Here is a 14,405-nt window from a genome sequence, read left to right on the forward strand (position 1 = left end):
TGGGTCAGTCAGTCTCGCTGTTACAGATACACCGCCATCGCGGGCAAGCCCGGCTCCCACATTGGAACTGCGGCAGGCGCAGGATTCAGGTCAGACACAAATAAGTGTGGGAGCTGGCTTGCCTGCGATGGCGGTGACGGATGGCGGGTGAAGACAGTTGCCACACAGTGTTTAGCTTTGCGCTGTAACGGCGAGTGCACTCAGGTCCAGATGCCCGTCCTTGAGCGGCGGGCACCAGTAGTAGCCACCGGTCAACGGCGTACTGATGCGATACAAGCCATCCACAATCCCATCCTCCAGCCCACTCATGCGCCGCAGTTGCGCTTCAAACGCCTCAAAGGAATGGCCAAACGCAAGGAACATCAGCCCCGCCTGGCCGTTCTCGGCCCACGGCATCGAGCGGCGGACCACGAAGGCTTCCGGGGTGAAGCTCTCCTGGGCGGTGCGCTTGGTGTGGGCGGATTCGGGGGCGTCGTCCAGCTCTTCGTTATCGCCATGGCGGCGGCCGATGATGTGGTCACGCTCCTGGGCCGGCAAGGCGGCGAAGCCATCGAGGTCGTGCTGCCATTGCTGGATGGCGGCGAAGCTGGCGCCGCTGTCGGTCATGGCGGCTTCAACGGCTGCGTCGTCGTGGGGGTTTTCGGTGCCGTCCTCGTAATCGGTCAAATCGAAACCGGTCTTGTAGCGGAAGCCCTCGGTCATCTGGACCAGGCGAAACGCCGGGGCCAGGGCTTTTTCAAAGGTGCGGCTGCGCAACAGCAACTCACCGCGATCCACGCCATGCAGCCACACCCACAGTGCCTGCTGAGTGGACGGGTTATGCGCACCCGGGCCGCTGACGGCGGGAAAGGCGCGCAGCCCTTCAACCTGAGTGCCCAGAGCGGTTACCAGCGGCTCACCGAAACCAACCACTGCGGCCGAATCCGTCAACTGCACCAGCGCGTCCAACGCAGCGGGCACAGCCTCCAGGGAATCCACGGCAAAAAACAGATGGCGTGCCTGCAATGGCACCGGTGCGGCAAGAATGCCCGGCTGGTACTGACTCATGTGAACTCCTTCAATAAAGGCGCGCAGTTTACTCCGACGAGCGCGGCACACACAGCGGTGCGCACAAGAAAGCGCACAAGCCTTGCCATAGAGCCAGTTGTTGGGCGACTCTCTAGTCATGTTTTGCAACTATTCCAGGGGTAGCGACATGACCACCAGTAACCTGCTCGCCCAGCTGTTTCCCGCCTCCACCGCCGTGATTCCCGAGCAATTTCGCCTGGGGGCGCCCATTGAACAGCGTGATTACCTGGTCGACGGCCAGTTGCAGGTGTGGAACGGTCCGCTGGCCCAGGTGCTCAGCCCGGTGCAACTGGGCGATGAGCGGGTGCATATCGGCAGCACGCCGCTGCTGGATGCCGACACCGCCCTCACCGCCCTGGACGCCGCCGTGCGCGCCTATGACCGTGGCCAAGGTGAATGGCCGACGATGCGTGTGGCTGAACGTATCCAGCATGTGGAAGCGTTTTTGCGCCGCATGCGCGAACAGCGTGATGCGGTGGTCAAGCTGCTGATGTGGGAGATCGGCAAGAACCTCAAGGACTCGCAGAAAGAATTCGACCGCACCTGCGACTACATCACCGACACCATCAACGCCCTCAAGGAACTCGACCGCCGCTCCAGCCGTTTCGAACTGGAACAGGACACCCTCGGGCAAATCCGCCGCGTGCCGCTGGGCGTAGCGCTGTGCATGGGGCCTTATAACTACCCGCTGAACGAGACCTTTACCACGCTGATCCCGGCGTTGATCATGGGCAATACCGTGGTGTTCAAGCCGGCCAAGCTCGGCGTGCTGTTGATTCGCCCATTGCTGGAGGCGTTCCGCGACAGCTTCCCGGCCGGGGTGATCAATGTGATCTACGGCAGTGGTCGCGAAACCGTCAGCGCGCTGATGGCCAGCGGCAAGATCGATATCTTTGCGTTTATCGGCACCAACAAGGCCGCCAGCGATTTGAAAAAACTGCACCCCAAACCGCACCGCTTGCGCGCGGCATTGGGCCTGGATGCGAAAAACCCCGGCATCGTATTGCCAGAGGTCGACCTGGACAATGCGGTCAATGAGGCGGTCACCGGCTCTTTGTCGTTCAACGGCCAGCGCTGCACCGCGTTGAAAATCCTGTTTGTGCATGAAGATGTGGTCGATAGCTTCATTGAGAAATTCAACGCCAAGCTTGCGACGCTAAAGCCTGGCATGCCGTGGGAAGACGGCGTTTCACTGACCCCACTGCCGGAAGTGGGCAAGGTCGACTACCTCAACGCACTGGTGGCCGATGCGGCGCAGCACGGCGCCAAGGTGATGAATGCCAATGGCGGCGCCAGTCGCGGTTCGTTCTTCTACCCGGCAGTGCTGTACCCGGTGAACCCGCAGATGCGCGTGTACCACGAGGAACAATTCGGCCCGGTGGTGCCGATCGTGCCTTACCGTGACCTGGAGACGGTGATCGACTACGTACTGGACTCGGACTTCGGTCAGCAACTGAGTATTTTCGGCACCAACGCCGTGGCAGTCGGGCGGCTGGTGGACACCTTTGCCAACCAGGTCGGTCGTATCAATATCAACGCCCAGTGCCAGCGCGGGCCGGACACCTTCCCGTTCAATGGGCGCAAGAACTCGGCCGAAGGCACGTTGTCTGTGCATGACGCGCTGCGCGTGTTCTCGATCCGCACGCTGGTAGCGACCAAGTTTCAGGAGAGCAACAAGGCGCTGGTCAGCGATATTTTGCGCAACCGTGACTCAAGTTTCTTGACCACTGACTATATTTTCTAAAGGCACCTCGGTTCCTTGGTGAAAGCAGTCCAGTGTGGGAGCTGGCTTGCCTGCGATGCCGGCACCTCGGTCGTGACGTCTGACCGCGGTGATGCTATCGCAGGCAAGCCAGCTCCCACACAAGCCTGGCTTCCATAATTGACCGCGTTCGCCCTGACTACTAAGGCCACTTTAATACCGATGAACCTGCATTTGCCCGTGTTCGCTCGGCGCTTGTTGCGCCCCTTGCTGGACCCGTACCGTCGCTATCGCCATGCCAAGCTGATTCACGCGGTACGCGTGTCCATCGGCCTGCTGGCGACAATCCTCCTCACCACCGGCATCAACCTGCCCCACGGTGAATGGGCCTCGGTGACCATGCTGATCGTCATCGGCGGCTTGCAGCACCACGGCAATATCGGCAAAAAAGCCGTGGAGCGCGCCTACGGCACCTTGATCGGCGCCAGCGTGGGCTTGCTGCTGGTGGTGCAACAGGCGTATTTCGGCCAACCGCTGTTGACCTATTTGTTGATGTCGGTGGTGTGCGGGTTCTTTTCCTACCACGCCATCGGCAAGGGCGGTTACATCGCGCTGCTGTCGGCGATCACGGTGTTTATCGTCGCCGGCCACGGGGACAATCCAATCTCGGATGGCCTGTGGCGCACCGTCGATATCCTGATCGGCATTGTGCTGGCCCTGGCGTTTTCGTTCGCCCTGCCGCTGTACGCCGTGTACTCGTGGCGCTACAACCTGGCCAGTGCGTTACGCGACTGCGCCCAGATTTACAGCCGGATCATCAGCGGCCAGTCGGTCACCGATGATGAACACCTCAAACTGCTCAACCGCCTGAATGCGGCGATGCTGCAACTGCGCTCGTTGATGCCGTCGGTGTCCAAGGAAGTTCGGATCTCCATGACCGAGCTGGACGCGATCCAGCGGCATTTGCGCATGTGCATCAGCACCCTGGAAATTCTTGGCAATACCCGGCCCGACCCTCGGGATGAGCAGGCGATGGCACGCATGCAGGTGATGCTGAAAGCCGAACACCGACAGATACGCGTGCAACTGGTGGGAATGGCGCGGGCGTTGAAGTCCGGGTTCACCGAACGGCTTGATCGGCCGGCCACGCAGGTGCCGGATGAAAGCGTACTGGAGGCGCCGGTGCAGAGTGCGTTGGATGGGTATCGGTTGTTGACGTTGCAGTTGGCGGGGAATGTCGACGTGATGCGTCAGCGGTTGGCCAGGACGGCTAGCCATTGGAAGATTTGAGTGGTTGATAAAAAATGGACAGTCTACGGTTAAGTAGAGCTGTCCACGGCTACGCCTCAGCCTCTAGTTTGCGGCCTGTTCCAGGACAGGCTCAAATACTGAAGACCAACAAGCTATTTTTCAAGTGAGACACGACATACAGCGTCGAACCATCAGGGGAAACAGCAACCCCCGACCAGAATGCTGTAGGCTCATTAATGGCATCGACCACCCGCCCTGTATTCGTATCAACCACTGATAGCTCCCCCCTCGCAGAGACAAAATAAGCCCGATCGACTTTAGGATTGAATGCAATATCGTAAGCCCTTGCTGGGATTTGTTGACGAATCGAGTTATCACGAAGGTCAATGGCTGCGACATTATTATTAGCCAAGAGGCTCGCATATATAACAGGCTCGTCCAAGTTACGTGGATTGCGGGTCATCCCAAAACAATTAAATGTGCTTGGAATCAAAACACTAGTCCAAGTATTGCTCACCGCATTGAAGACCTGAACCCCAATGTCAGTACCCATATAAACCCGACTACCATCTGCATTAGTCGCCACCCCCACAGTGCCTATACTTCGAGGGTTCGGAATGATGGAACTAGTAATGGCTTTTCCGGTAGCCGCGTCCGAAACATACAGCGTAGGCTTCGCAAGACCCAGGTAGGCGGGTGCGTACAAGCGATCACCTGCTGGATTGAGCACTATGCTGTAGCCGCCGCCGCGGGACACCCAGGCAGTTGCCTGAGTTGCGGTATTAATTGCGGTGACTGAGTTCCCTCTGAAGTTACTCACATAGAGACGAGAACCGTCTGGGTGCATGACCATGCCCCAAGGCGCATTAAAGCCACGCAGGGTATCGACAACTTTATGAGTGGCCGTATTAATAACCGAGACCGTGTTGCCACCGCCATTGCTCACATACGCCCGCGCACCGTCTGGGCTTACAACCACTCTGGTGGGAGATTGCCCCACCGCAAGAGTCGCCACCAGCCTCATCGAGCGCCTGACGGTATAGCGAGTTTGCCCAAACAGCACCGCATTTTCTTTAACGCTAGCGCCATCAAACGCGACGCTGACGGTCACAATAACTTCCCGGCCGTCCGACAATGCCGTCAGCCAACTTCTCAATACCGGGACGTCCGTTAACCCTTTCTCCGCTTCAACCGCGTTGATTGGATAGGCAGTCAATACACTCAGAGGCTCTACCCCCTCACTGCGCAGGGTTATCCATGCCTTCTGGCCTTCTGCACTCAAACGCCACTTGGGCAGTGCTAATTTCCCGTCGCTGGTGAAGTTCTTCAGGTCCAGCACCCCGCCTTCGGCAATCCCGTTAATCAACGCCTGCGGCAAATCCGTCGTGCGGATAGATTGCACCGTCAGTTCCTGGGATTCTGACGGGGTAGTCGTGGTCCCCGCCGTCACCTTGTAACGCAACGTGATGACCTTACCCACACTCGCCGCGATGATTTTTTCACTGATGGCAAAATCGACGCGCCCCCCTGTCACCCCGTCCTGCGCAGCAATCGTGGCCAAAGTACCATCTGGATAGAGCCATTCCAGGGCGATTTTCTGGTTAGTGGCCATGTTTGGGTAGGCCACCGCCACAAAAGCTTTTTGCTCATAGTCCAACGGGTAAATGGACAACTTGGCGCCTGGCGTGTTGGCGAAGCTTGGCGCCGGCAGGGTGGCCGCCAGCGCTTGAACAATATATTCGGCTACCCCAAACAAGACCGCCGTGTTCTTCTCGGGTATTTGCGCAAAACTGACCCAAAAGCGAATGGTCAGGAGAGTACCATCCTCGAGATTACGCAGATTGCCGACCGGTGTTAATTGGGAGATACCCTTGGCGACATCGTCTACCGTGAGCTCTTTGGCCGTGTAGGTTTGCTCGACATAAGGCGTCCCATCTTTAAAGGTGCCCTCGTAGGTCATCCATACAAATTGGCCTTTTTGCATCAGATCCCACGTCTGTACGCGGGTGAGGGTCTTATCATCCAACTGATAGATTGGCAACAGCGTCTCGCCAGCCCCATCGATGATCGGCGCCGGCAGCTTTTCAGGAGGCAGCAGCTTGATAGCCAAGGTATCGGACGTGTACGTGAATTGCCCGCGAGTGAAGTAGTACCGCACGTTGATGCTGTTGCCGCTCTGGCGAATGCCCCTGGAAATGACTTCGGGCGGGATCGTGGCATAGACCTTGTTGGTCTTTGGATCCCCGGCCACCTGCACCGTGATGCTACTGACGCCGAACGCGCCCAGCCATTCAACAAAGATCTGATCATCGGCACGCATCGGCTGGAACGCCACCTCCACAGTGGCACCTTTGAGCACGTCTTTGGGGTTGAGTTGGTCCTGATACTTATCAGCCTCCAGAATCCTGAGGGGCTCCAGCTTCACTTCCTGGCCAACGGTGAGGTTAAGCACTTGGGAGCGAAAGACCTGCTGAGGTTGGCCCGGACGCACCACGTTGTAACTGACATTGATGCTGGCGTTGATATTGTTGTCCAACACGTAACGGCCCACCGGGAAGAACACAGACGGCAAGACGGTCCCTGCATACGCCTGGTTAATCTTGATGGTGCCGCTGGCAGAGCCCTGCACGCCCCTGCCGATCACACTCCAATACAGCAGATCGCCCACGACCGTGCCTGAATAGGGAAACAACATCTGAATCTCAGGATCTACCACGTCGGCAGGGTCGATATTATTACCGCGAGAGCCCTGAACAATCGGCGCCTCCAACTCAGCCACACGATCACCCACCTGAACTTCCAGCTTCGATGATTCGTGGACCGACGCTGAAGTACCTTCGCCGTCGTCGGTGATGTAGTAAATCTGGAAGGCACCTTGGCCCTCAAAGTCCTTCAGAGTCTCTTTGGACACACGCCGGGTGCCACCCTGAACGCCTGCCGGTTGCAACTGGGTATAGTGTGTTCTGCCGTCACTGGTTTCGATCACCAGGGTTTCCAGCAAGCTTTCATCATGGGGCTGGTAGGTAGGAATTGTTACGGTGATGTCGGTATCCAGCGGGATAAGGCCCGCTTCAATCGGGCTGACCGTCACCGCCGGCATCGATACCGGCAGGCCCCCCACACTGATCGAGTTACTGCCTGATGTCCCCAGCAGCACCCCAGCGGAGGTATACGACTCGAACGCTACCTGGAACCGCCCGTTTGCCAGCCCGGTGAAGAGGTCGTAGCTGAGCGTGATCGTCTCGATACCCAGATTCCTGTCGGTAACAGGATTCAATCGTACAGTCTGGCTTCGACCTTTGTCCGGGAAAAGCGTCAAAACGACCGTGACCTGATTCGGTGGGTTGGGTTTCGGCGACTTGCGGGGCGGCGCAACCAACACCTCTAACGTGGACTGGCTATTGAGGTCGAGATCCAGTTCATCAAACTCCTCGCCATCTACCAGAAAAATTGGGATTGGGAGGGCGGCGCTCAGTTCCGAGATCAGTTTGTAGCGCTTGGAATGCACCCATTCACCTTCAGGGATGTTCCCTACCACGTCTCTAACCGTAAATACGACCTCTATCACGCCATTCTGACTGCCTTGGGCGATGACTTGCGGGCTGATAAACACCCGGATCGGCCCAGGCCCTGCGGCCTCTTCGGGGCTAACAATATGCTCGACGGAGATTCCGTCATATTTGACGGTAACGGTGTCGTTTTTGCGAATATACAGATACTTGGAAATCAAGCACCAGATTCCGTCTGCAGTATTGTCCTTGTTAAGGGACGAGCCACTGGGCAGGCCTTCAATCGACATATTCAACCCGCTGTGCCACTTCTTGGCGACCTCACGATCTCGACCACCGGGGTTGGTGGTTTTGATCAGGATGGTTTGCGTGATTGAGCGGCTCTCCTGCAAGCTATCGGCGCGCACAACCCGACCGAACATCTCGACTTCGCCCTTCGGCAACTCGTTGACCGTCAGGTAGTAAGCGTTCGAGGTAGTGTCTTTGACGACGTCCGAAGCGGCGGAGTTTTCCGGGTCATGAATGTAGATGGAGTAATTGTCAGCGAAGCCAAGTGCGGGCCATGCCCTAAAGGAGAACCTGGCGGGAGATGCATGACGGATACCCATGCCCCAAACGGCGGTTTCGGGGTATGTTGGGGGGGTATCGGTGACCTTGGGATCGAACTGGACAGCAGGAAAATACGAAATGGGCGGATCAAGATCGTAGTCAATATTATCAGCGGGTTGGCTGGCCATTTTTATCACCTTGCTCAGTTAATGCGCCATAAATCGCGCGGGGCAAGGCAGATCAAGCGCCTGAGGACCTATTGGAGTCTAGCTGTCAGAAATGACAGTGGCGACGAACGGTATGGCTTAAAGGAAAAATCCGACAGACAAAAAGGGGATTATAGATCTCTCGCCACCCAGTCTTTTTCTTACATATTTTTCACGCTTTATTCACATCCGAAGCCGTAGGGTGAAGCCTCATCCGTTACAAACGTTGCACATCAAGCCCGCCGCCCCAGCGGGCTTTTTTTGCCTGGGATTTGAGCGTTAACGCACGGCCTTGCTGGCGGGCGCGACAGCTTGCTCACGAATGGCCCGCTGGGTATCCAGCACCTTGGCCAACGCGGTTTCAGCTTCGGGGCTTTGCTGCGGTACGCGAATCGCGGCCGACACCAAAGTGATCAACTTGGCCATCACTTCAGCATCCGTGGCTGGCCGGCCCAGGCTCATGGAGTTCATCAGCAGCCGCAGTTCCGTCCCCGCCATCACCCCGGAAATGGCCTTGAGGGCAAATTGCAGGCGCACGCCCAGCTCGTTGCGTGGCAGATCCGGCAGCGCCAGGGCGAACGCTTCGAAGAAGCGCTGGAACACCGGCTGGTAATGCACTTTGAGGTATTCCTGGATAAACGGCGACGTGTCGCTGTAGACCCGCCCCAGGAAACGAATGAACGACCGCCCTTCCCCGCTGGCCGGGTCACTGCGCTCCAGGCCCATGGCCGGGGCAAACAGCACCCCAAGCAAGGTGTCGCAATCGAGCGGGCCGCTGGCTTCGGCTTCGCAGCGCGCGAGCAATTCCAGGCGTTGCTCGTTGAGCGGCTCCAGGCGCTGCATCAGCAGGGTTTTCATCAGGGAATCCTTGTCCCCGAAGTGATAGTTCACGGCGGCCAGGTTCACCTGCGCGCGCTCGGTAATCTGCCGCAGCAGAACGGCGTCATAGCCGTATTTGATGAAAAGCGCCTCTGTCGCATCCAGCAGTCGAGTCTTGGTAACGTTTGGAGCGCTGAGTTTCTTCGCGACCATAGGAGTTCCACGGGGGAAATATTGTTTTAAAAAATAATTTGATTTTTTATACCGGGGCGGCCTTTCGAAAGCAAGCAGTGACACGCCTTATCCCTGTAAAAGCCTGCATAACCGGGCTTTCTGAAGATAGCCGAAGGCACTCGTGACCGCCTGAACCGAGCCACAGAAAAAGCGTTTCAAAGGATGAAACCGCTCTACATCCATCGCTGGCGAAGCGGATTGAACGCGGTTACTATTCAAACAACATTCAAACAATATTTTAAAAACAAGAAACAAAACCAGTCCGTGACGCGTACCAGGCAGCTCCCGAACTTGTTACAAGGATTTACCGGGGGCATGACGGCACCGTCGAGACTGCAGGCGTAGTCATGATGACAGATACCCCCGCGCACCCAGGCTTGATCTCCCTGCAAGGCATCGGCAAAAGCTATCAGCTCGCCGGGCAACACCTGTCCATTCTCAATGATGTGTGCCTGTCCATCGCCAGCGGCGACAGCTGCGGCATTCTCGGTGCCTCCGGTTCCGGCAAAAGCACCCTGCTCAATATCCTCGGCCTGCTGGACCTGCCCAATTGCGGCCGGTATCACTTTGCCGGTCACGATATTTTCAGCGCGACGCCCGATGAACTGGCCGCGATCCGCAACCAGCAGATCGGTTTTGTATTCCAGAGCTTCAACCTGCTGCCGCGCCTCAGTGCGCTGGACAACGTCGCCCTGCCCCTCAGTTACCGCGGCGTGTCGCGCCATGAATCAGTGGAGCAGGCACTGCGCATGCTCGAGCAAGTCGGCCTGGCCGAACGTGCGCATCACCGCCCGGCCGACCTCTCCGGTGGCCAGCGCCAGCGCGTGGCAATTGCTCGCGCCCTGGTTGGCAAGCCGTCGGTGATCCTCGCCGACGAACCCACCGGCAACCTCGACAGCACCACCGCTCAGGAGATCATGGACGTGCTCCTGGCCCTCAACCGCGAGCAGCAGGTGACGCTGATCATCGTCACCCATGACCCGCATATCGCCGAGCGCCTGGAACGCAAGATTCTGGTACGCAATGGCGTGGTGCATGAGGCCGAGCGCCTATGAGCCTGCGGGTAGAGAGCAGCCTGCGGGTCGAACAGAGCCTCAGCCAACTGCTGCATGAAGCGTTCGTCAGCCTGCGCACCCTGGGCAAACGCTCAATCCTGGCGCTGCTGGGCATCGTGATCGGCAGTTCATCGGTGGTGGCGTTGATCAATATCGGCCACAACGCGGCGGTGGATGCCGCGATGATTTTCAAGGACATGGGCACCGACACCCTGGTCGCCCAGTTCCCGCCCAAAGGCAACAGCAACGCGCCGATGCGCGCCAGCCTTGACCTTGAAACCGTGCGCCAATCGGTGCCGGGCATCGCCCATATCGGCGCGCTCAGTGTGTTCGGCGGGCCCATCGTGTTCCACGGCCGCACGATCAGCGCCAACTTTGTCGGCACCACGCCGGACATCAAGGACGCCATGCGCCTGGCGGTACGTGAGGGGCGTTTTCTGTCCGGCTTCGACGCCGGCGAAACCTACGGCGTGGTCGGCGACCAGATCGCCCAGGCCCTGAGTAAACCGGGCGACCCGCTGAAGCTGGGCGACCGCGTGCGCATCAACGATTACCTGTTCCTGGTGGTGGGCATCCTGCACAACCAACCCCGGGCCATGCTGATGCCGGTGCAAGCCAACGAATCCCTGTTCATCCCCGCCGAAGGCATGCGCCGCATCTACCCGACCCCGCAAATCAGCAACGTGATTATCCGCGCCACCCCCGGGCAGGACATGGAACGCATCGCCCGCGACGCCGCCGTCGCACTGAAAAGCCAGCTCACCGACCACGATGTCGACATCCAGGTGCCCCAACAAATGATCGATGGCATGACCCGGCAAAGCCGCACGTTCGCCTACTTGTTGCTGGCCCTGGGCGCCATCTCCCTGGTGGGCGGCGGTGTCGGGGTGATGAACGTGATGCTGATGAATGTCTCGGAGCGTCGCCGTGAAATCGGCATTCGCATGGCCCTGGGTGCGCGCCAACGCGATATCCGCAACCTGTTCCTGCTGGAGGCCGTCACCCTGACGGCCGTCGGCGCATTATGCGGCGCGTTGCTGGGCATGACTGCCGCCTGGCTCTACGCCTGGCTGTCGGGCTGGCAGTTTGCGCTGGCTGCCGCCGCCCTGCCGCTGGGGGTCGGCAGCACGCTGCTGGTGGGCTTGTTCTTTGGCATCTACCCGGCGGTCTCGGCCTCGCGGCTGCAGCCGGTGGAGGCCTTGCGTGATGAATAAATGGCTAGGCCTACTCGTGCTGGTGAGCCTGCCGGGCATGGCCGCCGACGTGGTCATCAACCCGTCCGCCCCCAGCAGCACCCGCAGTGGTTACGATCGAAGCGTGTCGCTGAACGCGCAGGTCACCACGATGACCCTGGGCGATGCGGTGTACCTGGGCTTGCGCAACAACCCGGCGATCCGCAGTGCCTACCTGCAACGGGTGGCGCAGAAGTTCGACCTGCGGGTGGCCGAAGATACGTTCAACCCCAAGCTCACCCTCAACAGTTATTACCGCCAAAGTCGCGGCTCCATCGATAATTCGCGCAACGCCAACCTGGCCCCGAATGCAACCTTGCTCGGCGAGTACGGCACCCGGCTGAGCATGGCCTGGACCCAACAACTGAACACCGCCGACCGCGCTGGCCGCTACCGCAGCGATGGCCTGGACCTGGCGCTCATCCAGCCGCTGATGCGCGGCGCAGGTTTGGACGCCACCACCGCGCCGCTGCGCCTGTCGCGCCTGTCGGAGCAGGCCAACCGTCTGAACCTCAAGGCCACCGTGGCGCAGACCATCAGCCAGATCATCGCCACTTACCGTGAATTGCTGCGCGCCCAGGAGCAGTTGAGCATCGTCCAGGATGCCCTGAAACGTTCCAACACCCTGCTGGAAGTGAACAAGGCGCTGATCAGCGCGGGGCGCATGGCCGAGTTCGAAATCGTGCAGACCGAAGCCGATATCGCGACTCAGCAACTCGGTGTGGAAGAAGCCCGCAACCAGCTGGACACCAGCCGCCTGGCCTTATTGCGCCTGCTGGCCCTGGACCTGTCGACGCCGATCCGCGCCAGTGAGGCCCTGGAAGCCAAGCCAATGATCATCGACAAACGCCAGGCCTTCAACCTCGCGCAAACCCAGCAGCCGGAGTACCTCGCCGCCCTGCTCGGTAGCCAGCAGGCCGACCTCAACCTGGTCATCGCCAAGGATTCCGGACGCTGGCAAGTGGATCTGGTGGCCGGGGCCAACCAGGTACGCGATGCCTACAGCAACAGCAACATCGACAATGGCAACAGCAATAACCGCACATGGAACAGCTACGCCGGTGTTCAGGTGCAGATCCCGATCGGCGACATCAGCACGCGCCAGGCCGAGGTGCGAGCACGGGTGAATGTGGAGGATCAGGAGATCCGCATCACCGATGCGCGCCAGGAACTGGAGCGCAACGTCAACGACGTGGTGCGTGACCTTGGCACCCGCTGGCGCCAATATGAAATCTCCCAGCGTGCCGTGGAATTGTCACGACGCAAGATCGAGATCGAGCGGGAGAAACTCAGCGCCGGGCGCTCAACCAACTTCCAGGTGCTGAGTTTCGAGGCCGACCTGCGCAATGCCGAGAACGCGCAGCTCAACGCGCTGATCGCTTATTTGAACGCCCAGACCCAGTTCGACCTGACACTGGGCATGACCCTGGAAAGTTGGGAAATCGCCCTCAATGACTACTAATAAAAAACGCCTGCTGGGCGCTGCGTTGATCGTGCTGCTGACAGGCGCCGGCGTGACCGCGCTCAGCCACCGCAGCGATGCCGGGCAGACGAACACAGCCGAACAATGGCTGGCCGTGAAGCCTGACTCGCTGGTGCATCAGATTGGTCTGGTGGGCAAGATCGAACCCGACACCACCCTCACCCTTACCGCGCCGTTCGACGGCAACGTGCTGGCCAACCTGGTGGAACAGGGCCAACGGGTCGAAGCCGGCCAGGTGCTGCTGCGCATGGACCCGGCCACCCTTGAAGTGCAGCTGCGCGATGCCTTGTCCGCCCAGCTCAAGGCCCGGCGCACCGTGCAAGAGATGCAGGACTGGGACAGCAGCCCCGCCGTCAGCCGCGCGCGTCGCAGCCTGCGCACCGCCGAAATGACCGCCGGTAACACCCAGCGCAAACTCACCGAGAGTGAAAACCTGTTCAAGCGCGGCATCATCCCGCGCAACGAACTGGATGACCTCAAGCAACAGACCCAACAGCAGCAACTGGACCTCGCCTCTGCACGCAGCGATTTGCAGCAGGCACAGGCTCAGGGCCAGGGCGAATACAGGCAAATCGCTGATATGGAACTGACCAACGCCACGGTGAAGTACGACGCGCTGCACACGTTGCTCGATGGCAAGGAGGTCAAGGCGCCTTTCTCCGGCATCGTGGTGCCCGCCCCCGGCAATAATAATTCACCTCAAAGTGGCGGTAATAACAACGCGCCGGTCCAGGCCGGCAGCAAGGTGAGCCAGGGGCAGGTGCTGTTCGGCCTGGCCAACATCGAGCGGCTGAAAATTGTCGCCAGGGTGTCGGAGTTGGACATCAACCAATTGCACCAGGGCCAGGCGGTAGAGGTGATGGGCGATGGGTTCGACGGTGAGCGGCTGACCGGGTCCGTCAGTGTGGTCAGCGGCCTGGCGATTGCCAGCGATAGCCAGGGCAGCGCGCAGTTTCCGGTGACATTGTCGATTCCCAAGCTCACCGCCCAGCAGTTGCAGCGGGTGCGGCTGGGGATGAGCGCACGCTTGACCATTGTGACTTACAACAATGAGCAGGCGATCGTGGTGCCGAGCCAGGCCATTAACCGCGATGACATGACCGTGGAGTATCGCGCGGCGATGGATAAGCCGGTGGAGCGGGTGAAGGTGACGACCGGGCAGTCGACCGCCCAAGGCGTTGAAGTGTTTGGGCTCAAGCCTGGGTTCGTAAAAGCAGGAAGTTGAACACCGCCTCAAGATCAGTGGAGATCAAAAATGTGGGAGCTGGCTTGCCTGCGATGGCGGTGTATCAGTTGA

At 59.3% G+C, this 14,405-nt stretch carries 9 protein-coding genes; 6 read left to right on the plus strand and 3 right to left on the minus strand.

Translation table 11 applies throughout. The features are described from left to right. Positions 1-171: 171 nt before the first annotated feature. Complete coding sequence (locus ACDZ94_RS20855; RefSeq protein ID WP_064452932.1) at positions 172-1,047, minus strand: Dyp-type peroxidase; 876 nt, start codon at positions 1,045-1,047, stop codon at positions 172-174. A 148-nt stretch (positions 1,048-1,195) separates the two neighbouring features. On the opposite strand from ACDZ94_RS20855, the gene ACDZ94_RS20860 reads away from it, so the two are divergent. Then, positions 1,196-2,812 (plus strand): NADP-dependent glyceraldehyde-3-phosphate dehydrogenase, encoded by a 1,617-nt coding sequence (locus ACDZ94_RS20860; RefSeq protein WP_221295094.1) that lies wholly within the window; start codon positions 1,196-1,198, stop codon positions 2,810-2,812. A gap of 186 nt (positions 2,813-2,998) precedes the next feature. Next, positions 2,999-4,060, plus strand: coding sequence for an FUSC family protein (locus tag ACDZ94_RS20865; RefSeq protein ID WP_064454963.1), 1,062 nt, complete (start codon positions 2,999-3,001; stop codon positions 4,058-4,060). Positions 4,061-4,151: 91 nt separating this feature from the next. Here ACDZ94_RS20865 and ACDZ94_RS20870 read toward each other — a convergent pair whose 3' ends face one another. Continuing rightward, positions 4,152-8,267: a YncE family protein gene (locus ACDZ94_RS20870; RefSeq protein WP_432750740.1), complete on the minus strand. Its 4,116-nt coding sequence runs from the start codon at positions 8,265-8,267 to the stop codon at positions 4,152-4,154. Between the two features lie 297 nt (positions 8,268-8,564). Continuing rightward, positions 8,565-9,317, minus strand: a complete 753-nt coding sequence (locus tag ACDZ94_RS20875) for a TetR/AcrR family transcriptional regulator (RefSeq protein WP_064452935.1) — start codon at positions 9,315-9,317, stop codon at positions 8,565-8,567. A 368-nt stretch (positions 9,318-9,685) separates the two neighbouring features. Between ACDZ94_RS20875 and ACDZ94_RS20880 the strand changes: the two genes are divergently transcribed. From ACDZ94_RS20880 to ACDZ94_RS20895, 4 genes are read left to right on the plus strand one after another with little or no spacing between them, the layout of a single operon-like run. Next, a complete protein-coding gene (locus tag ACDZ94_RS20880) occupies positions 9,686-10,393 on the plus strand; it encodes an ABC transporter ATP-binding protein (protein ID WP_064452936.1) in 708 nt (235 codons plus the stop codon). Further along, positions 10,390-11,607, plus strand: coding sequence for an ABC transporter permease (locus ACDZ94_RS20885; RefSeq protein ID WP_432750741.1), 1,218 nt, complete (start codon positions 10,390-10,392; stop codon positions 11,605-11,607). The genes ACDZ94_RS20880 and ACDZ94_RS20885 overlap by 4 nt, the downstream gene beginning before the upstream one ends. Continuing rightward, a complete protein-coding gene (locus ACDZ94_RS20890; RefSeq protein ID WP_432750742.1) occupies positions 11,600-13,087 on the plus strand; it encodes a TolC family protein in 1,488 nt (495 codons plus the stop codon). The genes ACDZ94_RS20885 and ACDZ94_RS20890 overlap by 8 nt, the downstream gene beginning before the upstream one ends. Beyond that, positions 13,077-14,333 carry an efflux RND transporter periplasmic adaptor subunit gene (locus ACDZ94_RS20895; RefSeq protein WP_432750743.1) on the plus strand — a complete coding sequence of 419 codons (1,257 nt, stop codon included), beginning with the start codon at positions 13,077-13,079 and terminating at the stop codon, positions 14,331-14,333. Before ACDZ94_RS20890 ends, ACDZ94_RS20895 begins: the two co-directional genes overlap by 11 nt. The last annotated feature ends 72 nt before the right edge of the window (positions 14,334-14,405 follow it).

The sequence above is a fragment of the Pseudomonas sp. UBT genome (assembly GCF_050915955.1).
In the GTDB taxonomy this organism is placed as follows: domain Bacteria; phylum Pseudomonadota; class Gammaproteobacteria; order Pseudomonadales; family Pseudomonadaceae; genus Aquipseudomonas; species Aquipseudomonas antarctica_A.